Origin of the sequence: Pseudomonas sp., from assembly GCF_028293835.1 — a bacterium.
GTDB lineage: Bacteria > Pseudomonadota > Gammaproteobacteria > Pseudomonadales > Pseudomonadaceae > Aquipseudomonas.
On sequence record NZ_JAQGNX010000093.1, the window covers coordinates 26,742 to 44,518 of the forward strand.

13 protein-coding genes are annotated in these 17,777 nt (G+C 57.8%); 2 read left to right on the forward strand and 11 right to left on the reverse strand.

The annotated features are described in order from the left end of the window. Positions 1 to 4 precede the first annotated feature (4 nt). The 11 genes from JWR17_RS12615 to yaaA all read right to left on the reverse strand — a co-directional run bounded on the left by JWR17_RS12615 (position 5) and on the right by yaaA (position 15,724). Positions 5 to 1,180, reverse strand: a complete 1,176-nt coding sequence (locus JWR17_RS12615) for an alginate O-acetyltransferase (RefSeq protein WP_299831915.1) — start codon at positions 1,178 to 1,180, stop codon at positions 5 to 7. Between the two features lie 10 nt (positions 1,181 to 1,190). Next, positions 1,191 to 2,723: an MBOAT family protein gene (locus JWR17_RS12620; protein ID WP_299831916.1), complete on the reverse strand. Its 1,533-nt coding sequence runs from the start codon at positions 2,721 to 2,723 to the stop codon at positions 1,191 to 1,193. 171 nt (positions 2,724 to 2,894) lie between these two features. Further along, a complete protein-coding gene (locus tag JWR17_RS12625) occupies positions 2,895 to 4,034 on the reverse strand; it encodes a mannuronate-specific alginate lyase (protein ID WP_299831918.1) in 1,140 nt (379 codons plus the stop codon). 8 nt (positions 4,035 to 4,042) lie between these two features. Next, positions 4,043 to 5,500 carry an alginate O-acetyltransferase gene (locus JWR17_RS12630; RefSeq protein ID WP_299831919.1) on the reverse strand — a complete coding sequence of 486 codons (1,458 nt, stop codon included), beginning with the start codon at positions 5,498 to 5,500 and terminating at the stop codon, positions 4,043 to 4,045. 11 nt (positions 5,501 to 5,511) lie between these two features. Further along, complete coding sequence (gene algG, locus JWR17_RS12635) at positions 5,512 to 7,092, reverse strand: mannuronan 5-epimerase AlgG (protein ID WP_299831920.1); 1,581 nt, start codon at positions 7,090 to 7,092, stop codon at positions 5,512 to 5,514. A gap of 25 nt (positions 7,093 to 7,117) precedes the next feature. Then, positions 7,118 to 8,590 carry an alginate export family protein gene (locus JWR17_RS12640; RefSeq protein ID WP_299831922.1) on the reverse strand — a complete coding sequence of 491 codons (1,473 nt, stop codon included), beginning with the start codon at positions 8,588 to 8,590 and terminating at the stop codon, positions 7,118 to 7,120. After that, positions 8,587 to 10,002, reverse strand: a complete 1,416-nt coding sequence (gene algK, locus JWR17_RS12645; RefSeq protein ID WP_299831924.1) for an alginate biosynthesis TPR repeat lipoprotein AlgK — start codon at positions 10,000 to 10,002, stop codon at positions 8,587 to 8,589. The genes JWR17_RS12640 and algK overlap by 4 nt, the downstream gene beginning before the upstream one ends. Position 10,003: 1 nt before the next feature. Further along, complete coding sequence (locus JWR17_RS12650) at positions 10,004 to 11,176, reverse strand: PilZ domain-containing protein (RefSeq protein ID WP_299831925.1); 1,173 nt, start codon at positions 11,174 to 11,176, stop codon at positions 10,004 to 10,006. A 40-nt stretch (positions 11,177 to 11,216) separates the two neighbouring features. Then, positions 11,217 to 12,698 (reverse strand): mannuronan synthase, encoded by a 1,482-nt coding sequence (gene alg8, locus JWR17_RS12655; protein ID WP_299831927.1) that lies wholly within the window; start codon positions 12,696 to 12,698, stop codon positions 11,217 to 11,219. A gap of 103 nt (positions 12,699 to 12,801) precedes the next feature. Then, positions 12,802 to 14,118, reverse strand: a complete 1,317-nt coding sequence (locus tag JWR17_RS12660; RefSeq protein ID WP_299831928.1) for a nucleotide sugar dehydrogenase — start codon at positions 14,116 to 14,118, stop codon at positions 12,802 to 12,804. An 826-nt stretch (positions 14,119 to 14,944) separates the two neighbouring features. Further along, positions 14,945 to 15,724, reverse strand: coding sequence for a peroxide stress protein YaaA (yaaA, locus tag JWR17_RS12665; RefSeq protein ID WP_299831929.1), 780 nt, complete (start codon positions 15,722 to 15,724; stop codon positions 14,945 to 14,947). A gap of 319 nt (positions 15,725 to 16,043) precedes the next feature. Here yaaA and JWR17_RS12670 point away from each other — a divergent pair, with 319 nt between their 5' ends. Both JWR17_RS12670 and JWR17_RS12675 read left to right on the forward strand, forming a co-directional pair. Continuing rightward, complete coding sequence (locus JWR17_RS12670; protein WP_299831930.1) at positions 16,044 to 17,168, forward strand: polysaccharide deacetylase family protein; 1,125 nt, start codon at positions 16,044 to 16,046, stop codon at positions 17,166 to 17,168. A 335-nt stretch (positions 17,169 to 17,503) separates the two neighbouring features. Then, a partial coding sequence (locus tag JWR17_RS12675; RefSeq protein ID WP_299831931.1) for a PIN domain-containing protein occupies positions 17,504 to 17,777 on the forward strand: 274 nt, incomplete at its 3' end.

Below are 17,777 nucleotides of genomic sequence, written 5' to 3' on the forward strand. Positions count from 1 at the left end.
CCTCTCAGTTTTGCGCCCGGCGGGGCGACTCGGAGTTGTTGGCGTTGAGTGCCAGGTTTTGTTGGGGGTCACGGGCCTTCTTGAGTTCAGCGATCCACTTCTGATCGAACTCGCCAAGGTCGTTATGGGCAGGTAAGTAACGCTCCGGGAATTCCCAGATCAGTACTTGAGGTGGGCTGTTTTTAAAGGCATCGGTTTGCAAATACTTGAGCATTGGCAGAATCGGCCCGTGGCCGTCTTCGGCGTAATTGACCACGTCGCTGTGCAGCGCTTGCTTCAGCGCACCGAGGAAGTTCCAGTTCGGGTTGGCGCTGTAGCTGGTGCCGACTAGCGCCACCGGCACGTCAGTGTTAGCGAACAAGGCATCGTCGCCAGCCGCTTGGGCCGGTACTGGGTTAGTGCTGCGCTGTTGCAGATCATCGGGCTTGGGCAACAGGTTGCTAAACAGTGGGTCCAGCGGCAAGAACGTGGTCAGGTCACCCTTGTACGGCGCGGTTTCCTTGGCCTCGGTGACGAAGCGTTCCGGCTCTCCGCTCAAGGGCGTGTCGACGGCGATGGTGGCGCCCAAGCGTTGGGCCACGACCTCGGCACCCATGGGCGTCCAGTGCGTGTCGGTGCGTAAAAACACAGCCCCGGCCTGTTTGGCAGTCTGCAATGGTTGCAACAGGTCCGGCGCGAGAATCCCGGCCTGGGCCACTTGATCGTGAAACTGTTGATACAGGTTGCTATGCAGCGCGGCAGGAATATTGGTGCCGACATGTTCCGGGTACAAACGGGTCTTTGCTGGAACGATGGCCAATACCAGTTTCGTGCCTCGCTTTTCCAGCGCATCACGCACCCCTTGAATCAGCGCCAGGTTGTCCGCTTCGTTCTGCGCACCGTTGGCCACCGGGTTAAATTCTTCGTCGCTGTACAACCATTGATCGCTGCCCAACACCACGCCGGGACGACCTTCGTTGAACAGCTTGAAGTCCAGCGCCGCCCAAAGGTTGGTGCCCAGACGCTTGATGGGGAATTCATCGTCGTAATGGGTCTCGGCGGCCTTGGTCCAGCGCCCGTTGAGCACCGTGGTTTCGGCCGAGGTCGAGAAGCTGCCGAAGCTGCGCAGCGACCAGATCCCAAGTGCCAGCAAGATGCCGAGAAACAGGGCGATGTAGAGGATGCGAAATGAGCGGGTCATGGCGGGCTCCTCAAAACTGAAAGTAAAGGAACGGCGAGAAGCTTTGCGCCGAAAGTTTGAGGATCGAGGCCACGAACATCAGCAACACGGCGCCACGCATGGCATAGCGCGGCCAGTCAGCCACCCAGAATGCAGGCTGCACTTGCGCGTCGGTGCCAACGGTATAACCCGGCAGATGAATATCATTGGGCTGGTCACCCGGTACTGCTTTGATCACGCCGGGTTGCATCGTGGTGTTGTCCGGTTTGGCGCGGTTGGCCAGGAAGTCGCGCAGACCAAAGAACGCCAGGGTCAGGTACGCCACAATCAAGGTCGCCACTTGCAGACCGGTGACGCTGGCGCGGTTGAGTTCCGACAGTTGCCAGTCGCCGAAGCTGAACATTGCGCCGTACATGCGTGCCGCGACGTGGAGGTTTTCCGAGCGGAAAATTACCCAGCCCATGATCACCAGCAGGAAGGTCAGTGCCCAACGGATCGGGTTGAAGGTGCGGGCGGAGGTGTTGAGACCCAGGGCTTTTTCAATCGCCAGCCACATGCCGTGCCAGGCGCCCCAGACGATGTAGGTGATGTTGGCGCCGTGCCACAGACCGCCAAGAAGCATGGTCAGAAACAGATTGCGGTAGGTTTTCAACGTACCGCCACGGTTGCCGCCAAGGGTGATGTACAAGTAGTCGCGCAGCCAGGTGGACAGGCTGATATGCCAGCGGCGCCAGAACTCGGTGATCGACTGACTGATGTAGGGCTGCTTGAAGTTTTCCATGAAGCGGAATCCCATCATCAAGCCCAAACCAATGGCCATGTCGCTGTAACCGGAGAAGTCGAAATACAACTGCGCGGTGTAGGCCAACGCGCCGAGCCAGGCATCGCCGGTGGTGGGGTGCAACAACGCGAAGCTGTGGTCAGCCACCACCGCCAAGGTGTCGGCGATAAAGACCTTCTTGATGAAACCCTGCATGAAACGCGTCGCGCCTTCGCTGAACTTATCCAGCGTGTGGGTGCGGTTATTGAACTGGTCCGCCAAGTCGCGAAAGCGCAAAACCGGGCCAGCAATCAAGTGCGGAAAGATCGCCACGAACGCTGCGAAGTCGATCAGGTTGCGAGTGGCCGGTGTGTCACCCCGGTAAACGTCAATGATGTAGCTGATGGACTCGAAGATGTAGAACGAGATCCCGATCGGCAACAGCACGTGGGTCAGGATAAACGGCTCCAGACCCAGCGAGGTCATCATCGCGTTGATGCTGTCGACGCCGAAGTTGGCATATTTGAAGTAGCCGAGGATGCCCAGATCCACCACCACACCGGCCAGGAGCCAGCGTTGCGCGGGTTTGGTTCGCACGCCTGCGGCGCCGACTTTGAGGCCTATCCAGTAGTTCCACAGCGTCACGCCGACGAACAGGGCCAGGAAGTCCACTCGCCACCAGGCATAAAACCCATAGCTGGCAAGCAGCAGCAGCAAATTGCGATAGCGTTGTCCGCTCAAGTAGTACAAGCCGAGAAATACCGGCAAGAACAAGAACAGGAACACGTTGGATGAGAACACCATCCTAAACCCCTCCGTTGGTCCAACAGTAAGGAGCGCAAAGCCCCCCCAAACCCCCCATGAAAAAGGAGGTTATTGCGTCGTCCTGTAGGAGCCAACGTGTTGGCGAGAAGTTAAACGCGGTGTGTCAGACACACCGCCTCGCCAACAAGTTGGCTCCTACAGATTTGTGACTCAGGTACCTTTGTTACCTTTCTCATGCGCCGGGTCATATACCCGAGTGACGTCGCCACCCAAGCGGAAGGCTTTGAACGGTTCCATTGCACGTTTGCGGTCCAACACATCCGGCGCGCAGGTGTAGAGCGAGCAATAGGGTTCAAGCCACGAGAACTTGCTGTCGACTTTCAGATCGGTCATGTCCTGCTGCTCGCCGCTGCGTTGGGCGAAGCTACTGTTGTCCTTGACCCCGTTGATCACTCGCTCACCCAGACGCTGCAGGGCGCCGTGGTTTTCCGGACGCAAATCAACACCATTGGCCTGGGCAAAACTGGCGATCATCGCCAGCGGGGGCAGGGCGTAGTTGTGATAGGCCAGGGCGCGTTGTTTACGCTTGACTTCGTTGGGCAGAAAACCGTCTTTGTCGATCTGATTGGCGGCGACACGGAACTCTTTCACCGACCAATCGAACAAGTCGCGACGGTTGGTCACGATCGACGTGGCCATGACCGACCAGGCAGCCCAGTAGGTATGGTTGTTGTTCTTGTCCAGCGGCAAGTTGTCCCAATCGCTGACCACCTGATCGGCTAAGGTGCTGAACCAGGTTTCAATAATCTTCGCTTGCTCTGGATGCGCAGCCATTGGCTGCGAACTGGAGAACTTCAAATGCAGATAAGACGACGACATGCTGCCCAGCGCCCATTTGCGCATGGACTTGCCGGTGTGGTTGAAATCCTTGGATTCCAGTGCGCCCGCGTTGGCCCATGTAGTCAGCAGATTCAATGCACAATCCAGCTGTTCCGGGCGCCCGTCACGCATGTACTGCATGACGACTTTCGCGGTGTCGCGCTCTATTTTTGTAATGTCGTTAGTGGCATCACGGAAGGCTTTATCCGAGTCGGCATTGAAGGTCGAACGTGATTTGTCCGAGCCTTCATACTTGCTGCGAAACACCAGTTTGTCGGTGTACGGCTTAGGAACCGCTTCACAACTAAACGAGCCGCCGCCGCTCTTGGCTTTTTCGATGCCCGCCATATAACCCTGGGGCGGCACCAACGACTGGGCCGCAGATGCCGCATTGGTGGCGGCCATCAGGGCCAGGCCGAGCAGCGTCGGCACCATCAGTTTCAGACTCGTTTTTCCGGTATTGATAAGCATAAGAGACCTCATAACCCGGCTTGCGCAGTAGAGGGCGCACGCCCAGGGAATACGTTGCGTTTGCAAATTTTCGCTTCAACTTGCTGGGGTGCAGCGCCCGCTTCCGGACCCTGTACTTCTACGGCGAGCAATTGCTGGTCAGCCCAGTCCTTGTCGTCGCGCAGCTCAAAGGCGAAGCGCCCGTCGGTGTCGGATGTAGTCGGTTTTTCGATTTTCAGGTCTTCGTGCCGGCCGTTCATGTACCAAAGCCGGGCGTGCAAGTCCTTCACCGAGGTGTCGGCGAATTTGATATCGACCTGATTACTGCCGTTGCGTACGTCCTTGATTCCGTTGGTGCCGTTGACCAGCAGCTCATTGGCGCCGGTTTTCAGGGTGGCGCTGCTGGACATGATGGCGGTCTTGCCTTCGCAGCCGTTGTCCAGCATCGACATCATCTGGCGGTAGATCGTCTCTTGATCGAGGCGATACAGCGGCGAGAATTCCCAAATCAGGATTTTTGGCGGCTTTTTCTGAAAATCATCGCTGCCCAGGTATTGCAACATCGAGCCTTCCAGTCCGCCGCCGGGGAAGGCCACGTTGAGGATGTCGGCGCCGATGTACTCTTCAAGAAAGCCCGAGAAGTTATAGTTTTTGCCGCTGTGGCTGGTGCCGACCAAGGTGATTTCCGGATTGCCGGAATCGCCAAACAGATCGCCGTCCGCCGCTTCGCCTTTAGGCTCAGTGACGAATTGGTCCATGTACTGGATCGCATAACTGGTGCCGCACAGCTGACCAGCCATGTTGTGCAAGGTGCCGGTTTTACCCATGCGCCCCGACAAATGACTTTCGAATTCCCGCTTGGGAATCCCGGCGAACTCGGGCATGCGCTTGACTGTTTCGGCAACGATTTTAGCGGTGCGCTGGGCGCCATATGGCGTCCAGTGCTGGTCGCCGCGGAAGTAAAAGTCGTGGGCCTGTTGCTCGTTGGTCAGTGGCGACAAATCAGGCACGGTATAGCCCATGGCGCTGAACCGACCGAGCATGGCCTGGTAGTTTTTCACGGCTTTTTCATAGTCGAACCTGGCGCGGTCAGCCGGGAACAGCTTGTTACGATCCACCAGGCCACGGGTCGGTTGATAGACCACGACCAATTCGATGCCTTTGCTTTTGAACGCGTCGTGGAGTTCTTTCATCCGGCGATAGCCTTCAGGCGTGGTGTCGAACTCAGTGCGCAAATCTTCCTGCGTCCGGAACAGCCAGTCGCCTTGAGCCTGCACCAGGGTAGTGAAGTTCTGCTGATAGCGGGTGGTGTAGTTTTTCGCGTCCAGGGCTTCCGGGCATAAGTTGCAGCACGGGTCGGCGGTGAACGTCGGTGCGTGCACATCGGCAGCCTGCGCGCTGCCGGTAGCGGCGAGCAGGGCGGCGGCGAAACCGGAAAGGCTTAACAATCCCGGCAGTTTGAATCGCTTGATCAACTGAGCGTGCATGGTTTCTTTCCTCAATCCCGGAGTTCGGTCTGGCGTTCGACCGGGTCGATCAACACGGCTTTTTTCTGACGGACAATGAGGTCGAGAATTTCCTCCTGACGTTCGCCGAGAATGCCGTTAAAGGTGATACCGCTGGCCTTGGTCGGGGCGAGCATGGACACCCGATACAACTCGACACTCAAGGGTGACGCGATGGACAGCGGTCCCGAACCATTGGCCGCCAGTTCCCCACCCACCACAATCAGCGAAACCTTGGCGTCGAACGGGTCGAGGTCGATGTTACGGTCGGTGTCGCTCAGGTCTTTGATGTGGCCGTAGACGCCCATCAAACCGTTGGCCATGGCGATGTTTTCGTAAAGACGAATGTTCACGCTGTTACGCACACGGATCCCGTGTCGCTGATTTTTTACTGCACGGTTGCCCCAGAGCAGGTTGTCGCCGCTCTCGTACAAGGTGATGCCGTCTGTGTGGTTCTGATACACCTCGTTGTAGGCGATCAAATTGTTCACGCTGTTACGGTCAATCACGATGCCCGACAGGTTGTTGTCGTAGCTTCGGTTGTTGAAGATGAAGCTGTCGTTGACCTCACGGGAGATAATGATCCCGTGTTTTTTGTGGGTGCCGTACACGGTGTTGTCGGCAATGATCAGCCCGTGAGAACGGTCATGGGGGTCAATTCCGTAGACGATGTTGTCGCGGTAGATATTGCTCTTGACCACCACGTCCCGGGCTTCATAGCAGTAGAAGCCGTACCACATGTCCGAGAACTCCGAGCCGATAATCCAGCCGGTCGGTTCTGCACGCTTCATGACCTTGGCCATGTTCGGCGTGTATTGGGAAATACTCACGCCGTACGACTTGCTGTTGGCGTAGCCGAGGCTGGCGATCTTGCTGTTGACGATGTAGGTCTCGGTGCCGCCCCACGACAGCAAGAACGGGCGAAATTCTTTAAGCGTGCGCTGGGTGGCCGGTCCTTTATCTGCTTCGCGCCAGCCGGTGATTCTGGTGTCACGTACGAACAGATTGCCGTCGTTGATGATGAAGGCGCCGGCTTCTTGGGACAGACGCAATTCTTGAGTTTTGCTGTCGATCTCAAGGGTGCCCTTGTGCCCGACTACGATGGGCAATCTGGCGAGGAACACGCCAGGCGCGGTTTCGCTGAAGTACTGCTTGGGCACGACTTTGGTCAGGTCACGCAGGTTCACGTAGCCGTCATCGATGAAAATCGCCTGGGGAATACCGTGTTGACGGGCTACCCACTCTTCCATTTTGTTGTCGCCACCGATGAATTCCTTCAGGGGAATCTCTTCCATCATCCGCTTGATTTTGACTTTGCCGGCTTTGCTGCGAACGATCTTTTTCGCCACTGCTTCTGCGGTGTAGCCCGTCAGGCTCGGCAATTCAGGCGTGGCCAATTCCAGCGGCGCGATAGGCGCGTCGGTCACGGTATAGGTTCTGGCTTGCTGCAATCCTTTGACCTGGTTCGCCGGAGCGGCAACCGTGGGCTCGTCCGCTGCAAAGGCTGCGGCACCGCTCAGCAACAACGCGCTGGCGAGTAGGCTTAAGGCGCCTTTTTTACTGTAATCAATCATCGCATTGCTCCCTTCGCGGCTTGCATCAGAAGCGCCAGATGACGTCGACAAAGGCGCGGTGCATGTACGAATCCACGCCGCTGCCATAGGCATCGCCCGGTTTGAACACGCCGCCACGCAAACGCACCAATGCCGCCGGTTCGTCAATGGACTGGCTGAGTCCCGCCGGCAACAGGCCCTGTTTGAAATACTTGGTGACCACCAGGTCCATTTCCTGGCCGAGGTCTTTTTTGCCGTCCATCAGTGGCAGGGACGTACTGGACTCCACGCCGCTTTCGGCGTTGAAGTTGTTTTCGACGGCATCGATACCGTCGACGCCCACCGGCTTGTTGCCATCTACGCGCCAGAATTTGTGGTAGATCAGGCTGGCGTCGTACTCGTCTCGCAGCATCCAGGAGCCGAACAGCGTCGCGGACTGCATGTTATTCATCTCGCCGCGAAACGCCTCACCGAAACGGTGGACTCGCGACTGGGTGCCGGTGTAGTTGGAGCGGTTACTTTGCAGGCCGTTTTGTTCGTAATCGCTGCTGGCACGGGCATACGCCGCGCCGACTTGCCAACTAGGACCCAGACGCAGGCGCAGGCCAAGATCAGTGGCCCATCCGTTGACGTGGTCGCCGGTTTTATCACCCGCCACCGTCACGCCGTTTTGCGACGTAGGACTGATGGAATCACGATTGCCGGAAAGTCCGGTCAGGCTGGCCCAATAGTTGAGGGTGTTGGTGTTGCGGTAGTTGTATGCGTCGCTGTTGGCTTCGATACCGAGCCAGGTCAGGTCGCCGTTCTCGGTCTTGTCCAGGGAATCGGTTTGATCAAGACCGGTTTTCAATTTGCCGTCATCGTGGGTGTGATGGGCACGCAGGCCGACCCATTGCCCTGGGGTCCATTGCGTAGAAAGGTCGCCATAGATATGCAGGCGATCCTTGTCTCTGGGCGCCAGTTGGCTGAAGTCGGTGCGGTAGTCGCTGAAGCGTTCTGCTGCGCCAAGGTGCGCTTTGAGCAGTGTCGTATCGAAATCCCAGTTCAGGGCTTCGATGTTGGTGTCGCGCCACTCGCCGTCGTCATTGTGCAGGCGTTGACGGCCGAACCGCAGTTGCTCGCCGGGGTAGGGGGTGAAACCTTTGTAACCGATCCAGAACTCACGCAAGGCCAAATAACTTTTGTCGGGCTTGCGCTTGTTGCTGCTGTTGTCGGCATCGTCGGTTTTTTGCAGGGGATCGGTTTCGATAATGTCAGTAGAGGTGACGGCCTGACCCATGACGTAGCCGCTCCAATCGCCGCGCTCGCCGTAGGCCCAGGGACGTAAGTCCAGACCAAGACCGTTGACGTCGCCACCGCCTTGAGTGCCAAGGTCGCGGTCGTCTTCGGACTGGCCGGTTATTTTCACTTCAAGGCCGAAATTCTTGGTTTCAGTCATGTCAGCAGCCAATGCATGGCCTGCCGACAGCAGGGAAATACTCAGACCCAAACCGGCAGTCATCCAGGGATTCAACTTCATAGGGCTTCCTCGCCATCAACTTGCTGCAATGCACTCAGGGCGCGTGCGTTCTGAGCGGTCGTGCCGCGCAGTTGTTGCTCTTGTTGCAACAGGCGTTGCGCATCGGCGTGTTGTGCAGGCGGTAGTTGTTCATTGAGTTGCTGAGCGAGATCGGTGGCTTCAGGCGTGCCTTGGGCCAGCGCCAATTGGCTGAACACGTAGGCATTAAGCAGATTCGGTTTGGTGCCACGGCCTTGGGAGAACAACTGGGCCAGGGCGTAATCGGCGCTGTTCTGACCGCCACGCGCAGCGGTCAGCAGTTGGTCGGCGGCTTTTTGCGAGTCGACGTTGCCCAGGTAGCCTCGGCGATAAATCTGACCGAGGTAGTAGTGGGCGGCGATTTCGCTGCCCTCGGCTTTTTTCAAGTGTTGCTCGGCGGCCTTGGCATCCGGCAGCACCCATTTACCTTCGTAATACAACTTGCCCAACAGCAGTTCGGCGCGGGGTTGATCGGCAGCGCGACCGTTGTTCAAGTACTCCATCATCTTGTTTACGTCGCCCAGCTCGGGAAAGTCGTACAGCAGCTTGGCCAAGGCCACCCAGGAAACCGGATAACCTGGCGCCACGCCTTCGAGCAGCCGCTGTGCGGTTTTTTCATCCGGCTTGCCAAGGTCGGCGTCGCTCAATACGCGGGCTACGGCATCCACCCGCTGTGACGAAACTTTGCCCGTGGCGTGAGCGGCTTCAAGCTGCGCAATCAAGGCTGACTGTTGATCGGCCTGGGCGCGTTTCTGGTAAACGGTGGCCAATTCGACATAGCAAATATCAGTGACGGTCAACGAGGCTTTGCACAGGCGCTCGACGTCATCCAGGTGTTGGTCATAGGTATTTTGCGTGCGGTAGAGCAATACCTGCGCCAGGTTGGCTTCCGGGTAACGCGCCTTGGTCCACTGGTCGATCTTCTGCTGCGCGTTGACACCGGGGAAACTCTGCGGGTATTGCAGGTAGAGCATGGCCAGGGGAATCAAGGTGCCGCCTTCGCCATTGGCAAAGGCTTTCTTCAGCAGGCCCTCGGCTTCACGGTGTTCAGCTTCCGTCGCGTCAGGGCGCGCTACCAACAACCGACCCAAACGGGCCTGAGCCCGTGGCGAAGTGTCGGCTGCGGCGCGGTAAGTCGCTTCGGCCAGCTTGAGCTGTTCCGGATCATGGGTTTCAACCTGAATATCAGCCAAGTCAACCTGAGCATCGCTGTAACCCAGGTCTGCCAGTTGCCGATAATTCTGCGTCGCCAACGCTGTGTCGCCGCGTTTCAGGGCCTCATTGGCCAGGCGTTGATCGGGCAGCCCGGCACAACCGCTGAGGCCGATCGCAACCGCCAGGCCCAGCAGCGCCGGGGCCGACAGCGTTCGTAGTGGGCTTAGAGGGCGCGCCATGTCAGATACCTGCTGCCGTGGCTTTATCGATCAGCCAGTTCAACGACGGACCGCGGTCGCTGGTGACTTCCACGGGGCGCCCGGACAAGCTGCTGCTCAGCGACTCGTCTGGCTTGATGCGTACACGAATGTCGGTGGACAGATCGACGCTGCTCAAGTTGGCGCTGCTGACAATTTTGCCGCTGCGAATGGTGTCGTCGCCGGCCACCTGAAAGTTCACCCGAGCGCCGGGACGCACGTCGGCGAATTGGCGATAAGTGAAGCGTGCTTCGATGTCGGCTTGGGTATTGCGCGGCACCAGCTGGAAAATCACTGCGCCTTTACCGGCGAACTGGCCGTCCGGAATCAGCTGCTTGGAAACGATGCAATCGCAGGGGCTGGTCAGGGTGCCGCTCAGTTGGCGAGCGAACAACTCTTCGATTTTCGCCGGCTGCAACTGGGTGTCAGCCAAATGGTCTTTAAGCATTTCCAGCATGCTGGTGTTGAACGAAGCCAGTGGCGCGCCTTTGGCAACCTCGCCGTTAATCCCAACCAGACTTTGCACCGTGCCTTCCCGGGGCATGGTCACATCGAGGCTGGCGACGCTGACCACGCCTGCAGTGGCATGACTGACGAAGTACAAACCGTAGACCGACTTGACGATGAAACCGAAGGCGACCAGGCCGACCACAAAAATACCCGCACTAAACGTCACGGCGCGTAGCCGAGCGAAGGCCGACATACCGCCGCCGGTGCCTTTTTGTTTGCGCGCCTTGGTGAAGTTGTCGCGCTGCAAGGTCGCCAATACTTCACCCATGCTGACGATGTCGCCGCTCAAGTGTGAGGTGATCAAGTGACGCAGGGTGGCAATGTCTTGCTGTTCCAGGTTCTGGAACTGGCAGCCCACGCGGCCGGTGGCGGCGTCGACCGAACGGATCTGCAATTCGACATCCATGGCCAGACCAAGGTTGTCGATCAGGAACTGCATACGAGCTTTGATCACTTCCCCAACGGTGGGTTTCTGATGGCTTGGGGCGATGTAGCTCAGGCCGCCAGCCGACAAGTCTTCCACGCGCACCAGCGGGGCGTTCGGCTGGCCGGTGAGCAAACGCAGCTTGGCGGGAATTTTGACCCTGGCGTGCTGACGCTGGGCTTCCGATTCGTGCACAACATTGGCATTCACGGCGGTATTCATGGCGTAGCTCCTACTAAATTGATTTGATCCATCGGCCCGGTCAAACCATTCCCAGCAGCACAGCGACAAACACGCTGAAGGCGGAGAACGTCATGGTTCGGGACGACCATGTATTGAACCAACGTTGAAAGCTGGCCAGGTCGCGAGTGAGTTTGGTGTCCTGGCGGGTCCAGGACTGTTGATCGAGGCGGAAGAACACGTAGATCTTCACCAACGCGCCGACGATCTGGTTGTAATAGAGAATCATTGGGTAAGCAGGGCCAATGCTGTGCCCAGTGCAAGACAGCAGCAGGGTCAAAATCAAGCGGGTAAAGCCAATCCACAACAGGTACACCAGGATGAACGTCACGCCGTATTTGAAGCTGGCGATCAGGGCCACGGTCAGGCCGAGAATTGATGTCCACATCGACACCCGCTGGTCAAACAGCACCACGCTGGTGAACAATCCCAGGCGCTTTACCCCAAGACCCAAGGCCCGTGAGTTCTGGCGCAAATTGTTGCCGTACCAGCGAAACATCAGTTTGCGGCTGGCCTTGAGGAAGCTTTTTTCCGGTGGATGCTCAACGGTGTTGATGGCGGCATCGGGCACGTAGAAGGTGTCGTAGCCCAAGCGCATCAGGCTGAACCAGCTGGACTTGTCGTCGCCGGTGAGAAACTTGAACGTGCCCAGGCGCCAATGCTCCAGGGAATCGCTTTCCACGTCGGCAATAAAGTCCGGGTTGGTCACGACTTCTGCGCGGAACACCGACATCCGCCCGGTCATGGTCAGCACGCGCTTGGACAGGGCCATGGAACACATGTTGAGGTGGCGCTGAGCGAAGCGCAGTTTGTGCCACTGGGCCATGATGTAGCCGCCGCGCACTTCGCAGAACTCATTGGTGGTCAGGCCGCCGACGTTGCCGAACAGCTGGAACCACGGCACGGTCTTGCGCACAGTGCCTTCGCCGAGCACGGTGTCGCCATCGATCACGGCCACCACGGCGCGGTCGTCCGGCAGGTGGCGAGAGATGGCGCGGAAACCGTAAGCCAGTCCGTCGCGTTTGCCGGTACCGGGAATGCGCACGAAGTCGAGTTTGACCCGATCCGGCGGATTCATCCGCGCCCACAGGCTTTTCACCAGCAGCTCATCGGACATTTCCACGATCGAGCAGACCATGGTGGTCGGCAGGCCGCAGTCAATCGCTTCGCGGATCACCGAGCTGTACACCTGGGCGGTGGTCAGTGCGTCGATACGAAAACTGGTGACCATCAGGTACACGTGGGACGGGTCCGCCGCTTTACCCAGCTTGCGCACTTTGCGCCGCAGGTGCGGGTAGACCACGTACAGAAACAGCATGCCGCGCAGGAAGTGCGTGGCACCCATCGAATAACGCCAGATGCCGATAAAGCCGATCAGGAAAATGAAATCCTTCGACTCGGAATCGAACGTCGTCGCAGGCAACGCCATGGCGATGCCCATCAGAATACTTAAGTAAAACAGCCAACCGGCGGCCTGAAGTAGGCCGTGCTTTAGCCTGTGCATAGTCAACATCCTAAAGTCAGTTGCAAGCCCCAAGCTCCAAGCGACAAGCCTGGAGCGAGGCGCTTTTGAACTTGCGGCTTGGAGCTTGAAGCTTGCGGCTGCTTTACCAGCAGATGCCTTCGGTGCGATCGGAGGCGCTGGTGGCCTGGGACATGAAGCCCACCAGGTCGATCACTTGCTTGCCGTGCGGAGCTTTCTGCGCCAGGGCGCGGAATTTCTCGTCACGGTTACCGAGGATGATCACGTCGGAGTTGTTGATCACTTCGTCGAAGTCGGAATTGAGCAAGGACGAGACGTGCGGGATCTTCGACTCGATGTAATCCTTGTTCGCCCCGTGAACGCGGGCGTATTCGACGTTGGCGTCGTAGATGCTCAGGTCGTAGCCTTTGCCGATCAGCATTTCTGCCAGATCAACCAGCGGGCTTTCGCGCAGGTCATCGGTGCCGGCCTTGAAGCTCAGGCCGAGCAGGGCGACTTTGCGTTTGTCGTGGCTGGAAACGATGTCGAAAGCGTTCTGCACCTGGGACTCGTTACTGCGCATCAACGAGTTGAGCAGAGGCGATTCCACGTCGAGGGCACCGGCGCGGTAGGTCAGGGCGCGTACGTCTTTCGGCAGGCAGGAGCCGCCGAACGCGAAGCCCGGGCGCATGTAGTACTGGGACAGGTTCAGTGTCTTGTCCTGGCAGACCACTTCCATCACTTCGCGACCGTCGACGCCACACGCTTTGGCGATGTTGCCGATTTCGTTGGCGAAGGTCACTTTGGTGGCGTGCCAGACGTTGCAGGTGTACTTGATCATCTCGGCAACGGCGATGTCCTTGCGGATGATCGGCGCGTCGAGCTCTTCGTACAGCGATTGCAGAACATCACCCGATGCCTTGTCGAACTCGCCGATGACGGTCATCGGAGGCAAGTCGTAGTCGGCGATCGCCGTGCTTTCACGCAGGAATTCCGGGTTGACCGCGACGCCGAAATCAACACCGGCTTTCTTGCCGGAGCAGTCTTCGAGGATCGGGATGACAACGTTTGCGACCGTGCCCGGAAGGACGGTGCTGCGAACCACGATGGTGTGGCGGGTGGTCTTGTCGCGCAGGACAAAACCGATCTCGCGGCACACGGCTTCGATGTAGTTCAGTTCCAGGTCGCCGTTCTTCTTGCTCGGCGTACCGACGCAGATCATCGACAGGTCGGTGTCACGAATCGCTTCGGCGAAGTTGGTCGTACCGCGCAGGCGGCCGGTCTCGATACCTTTCTGCAGAAGTTCGCCCAGGCCGGGTTCAACGATCGGCGATTTGCCGGCGTTGATCATATCGATCTTGTCTTTGGCAACATCGACGCCAACGACGTCGTGGCCCCGTGCAGACAAGCAACCGGCACATACTGCACCGACGTAACCCAAACCAAATATGCTGATGCGCATCGCATTTACCTCTCTATTATCAAGCCGGTATTTACCAGGCCATTTACATGGCCGGTGTTAATCATGTTCCGCGGTCATAGTGCACTCGGAAGTGCGGCTGACAGGCGCCGCAAAGCCGTGTACAGGCATACTAAGTTCCGAGTGTCTAAATAAGTGCACTCAAGGTGTGCGCAACTAGGCCTTATTGTTATGACTTGCCCTGTTATGCAGCCGAGTCCTCTGGTCAGAGGTAATCGTGCAAAAGTCTTGCGCGCTTGAAGCCAGGCTAGAAGCCCGTAAATCAAGCGGTTGGGTGCTCAGATGAGCACGTTAATAAGGGGCGCAGCCTTGGCCTTGTAGGGGATAGCAGTGATGCGTTATCTCCTGTCCTTTGATGTTGTCCAGATCAGGGGTCATGTAGCGCTAATTAATGTGACAACTTCGCTACGTGAGTCTCTTCTCTGCGTAAGTTATCTCGTACATGTTCAGAGATAATCGTTACCGGTGGTATGAGCTACGCATTTGGACATAGTTCCTGTCCGCCCATCGCGAATTCTGAAATTTCTTGAAATATTGAAAAAGATGGCACTGCTTTCATTTTGATAGCAACGACTGTTTCACCCTTGATACATAGGGGTATGAGCGGCTTAGATAGTTTTGTGCCACTACTGATAAAAATTTTCAGTGCCACTACTGAAAAAAATCAGCGAAGTCGAGTGAAACTAAAGTTAGGAAAATGACTGCTTGGTTTTTGGCGCCAACAAAATGGCTAAGTGGGCGGGAAATTGTTGGACGATCGGACGCTGGCGCACGACAGCTTTATAAGGTCGTGCGCCAACCGAGTGCATTACTCGGGTGCGTGATCGCGCAGGAATACCAGGTGGTCCGGTTTAGACTGCTCGGCACTGTACCGATAGCCCTGGACATCGAACTGCTTGAGCGCAGCCGGGTCATTGATGCGCTCTTCAATGACGAAGCGGCTCATCATGCCGCGGGCCTTTTTCGCGTAGAAGCTGATGATCTTGTACTGACCGTTTTTCAGGTCCTTGAAGTCGGTATTGATGATGCGTGCATTCAAGGCGTTGCGTTTGACCGCCGAGAAGTACTCGTTGGATGCCAGGTTCAGCAGCACATCATCGCCTTGGTCAGCCAGGGCTTCGTTCAACCACTCACTGATGCGCGTGCCCCAGAAGGCATACAGATCCTTGCCACGGGCATTCGCCAGTTTGGTGCCCATTTCCAGGCGATACGGTTGCATCAGGTCCAGTGGGCGCAACAGGCCATAGAGACCGGAGAGCATGCGCAGATGTTGCTGGGCGTAATCGAAATCGGCTTCGCTGAAGGTCTGCGCGTTGAGGCCGGTATACACATCGCCCTTGAAGGCGAGCAGGGCCTGTTTCGCATTCTCCGGCGTGAAGGCCGGGGTCCAGCTGCCGAAACGCGCGGCGTTGAGCCCGCCGATCTTGTCGGAGACGTGCATCAACTCGCTGATCTGCGCCGGCGTCAGGTCGCGCAGCTGCATGATCAGCTCTTGGGAATGATCGAGGTACTGCGGCTGGGTAAAACGCTGGGTCGCCGGGGGTGTTTCGTAATCGAGGGTCTTGGCGGGGGAAATCACCATCAGCATGAAGTCGTCTCCTTTAATCGTGGGGGCGATTCTAGGGGGTTGTCCTGAATGACTCCAGCTATCAAGGTGATAGGTGATCGGTGGCTCAGTGCGGTGTTGGACTGGATGGTCTTTTGTGGCGAGGGAGCTTGCTCCCGCTCGAGCGCGAAGCGGTCGCAAAGAGGCGGACCTGTTTCACCTGAGCGAATGACGTCGCTAATAGGGGCTGCTTCGCAACCCAGCGGGAGCAAGCTCCCTCGCCACAAGGGGCGGTGTTGCTGCGGGAATGTGGGTGGGATCAGCTATAGTGCCGCGCGGGTTTTGTTATGGAGACATCCCTTTGCGTATCGTTTTTCTATTCTCGGCCTGGCTATTGAGCTTCGGTGCTCTCGCGGCGCCCGGCGATGTGGCGACGCTTGATCGCAGCACCTGGCCTGAACAACTCAGCAACCCGACGCTGTTCGATGTCGCCTCGCGGGCAGAGATCCTGATGTTCTCGCGCGTGCTGCTGGCCAGCGAGTCGCTGGATGAACCGGCCCTGGCCCAGCGCCTGGGCTTGCGCACGGTCAATCTGGAGTCGGTCAATCGCCTGCGCCAGCGCCTGTGGCAACGGCTGCTGGCCAACTACAACTTCGCCCAGCAGAGCTGCGATCAGGATGCCTCCTTCTGTTTCCTCGTCGAAGACCTGGCCACCCTGCGTGAGCAGGCGGGCAAGTTTCAGGTCAGCGAGGACAGCTATTACATCAAATGGGCCGAGCCGAGCCGGCTGTTCCACGCCCAGTACCTGGACGAGCAGTTGCGCAAGGCCGCGCTGTTTCCGCAGACCAGCAGCGAAGTCGATCGTTTTGGCGACTATGAGCGCAATGGCGAGTCGATGCATGACCGGCTGTTTCTGCTGACGTTCGACAGCGCCGCCAACGCCGCGCCGGACAACACCGCGTGGGTCACCGAGTACCTGCGCAAGGCCAACATGACCGGCACGTTCTTTGTGCTGGGCAAGGATATCCAGGCGCGGTTGAGTGATCGCTCGGTGGCCAGCCTGCAGTCGACCTACTCCACGCAGTGCATCGGTGTGCAAGGCTGGGAGTTCCGCTCCCACAGCTATTGGCAAGACTGGCAGGACTCGGTGCGGCGCAGCGCCGAACTGGTCAAAAGCAAATTGCCGGAGAACTACGTACCGCTGTTTCGCCCGCCCGATGGCCAGCGCCGTTCCGACGCTGAAGGCTTCTTCAAGTCCCAGGGGTTGCAGGTGGCATTGTGGGACATTGATGCCCAGGACGGTGCCGGCAAGCTCAAGGCCAGTCAGAGCGCGCAGCGGGTGCTGACCCTGATGCTGTTGTGGCGGCACGGGGTGATCAACTTCAACGTGAAGCAGGACGGGGTGAAAACGGCGCTGCCGTGGCTGATCACGCAAACGGCGCCCAGCGGGATCGGTTGGGAGGACTGTCAGGACGGATTTCGTTGAAAGCGCAAAAGCCCGTAATCATTGGCTCAGGGGCGATTTTGCGAGAGATTTCGATGCAGGCGGACTTCCGACTTTAACGGCACATTGCCTGCACGCCAAGGGCTATTCGTCACTCTGAAAAATAAACTTCAAAAAAACGTCAAAGTGCTTTTTCCTGTCACACGTTTTGGAGTATTACGAAGACAGACCGCCGAAACCTGCAACACAGGTGGCGTCTCCCAAGACCCATTTTGTGAGCAGTTCACTTGATCCCTCGCAGGTGAATTCGGCAGTCACTTCGAGGCGCAGCACTGTCAAGGTATTGCGTCGCCTGGCTCCCACAAAGGTGACCGAGTATGGATGATCACGGACGTAGTTCTTCCTCCAACCAGCCAATCCTTTATGTACTCGATACCAACGTATTGATTCACGATCCAAACGCCCTGCTTAACTTCGAAGAACACCACGTCGCGATTCCGATGACCGTGCTTGAGGAGCTGGACAAGCTCAAGAGCGGGCATCACAGCGTGGCTGCGGAATGCCGGCAGGCAATTCGCCTGATCGACAAGACCCTGGGCGATGCCAGCCCTGAAGACGATGAACTGGGTGTACCGATCCAGCGTGGCAAAA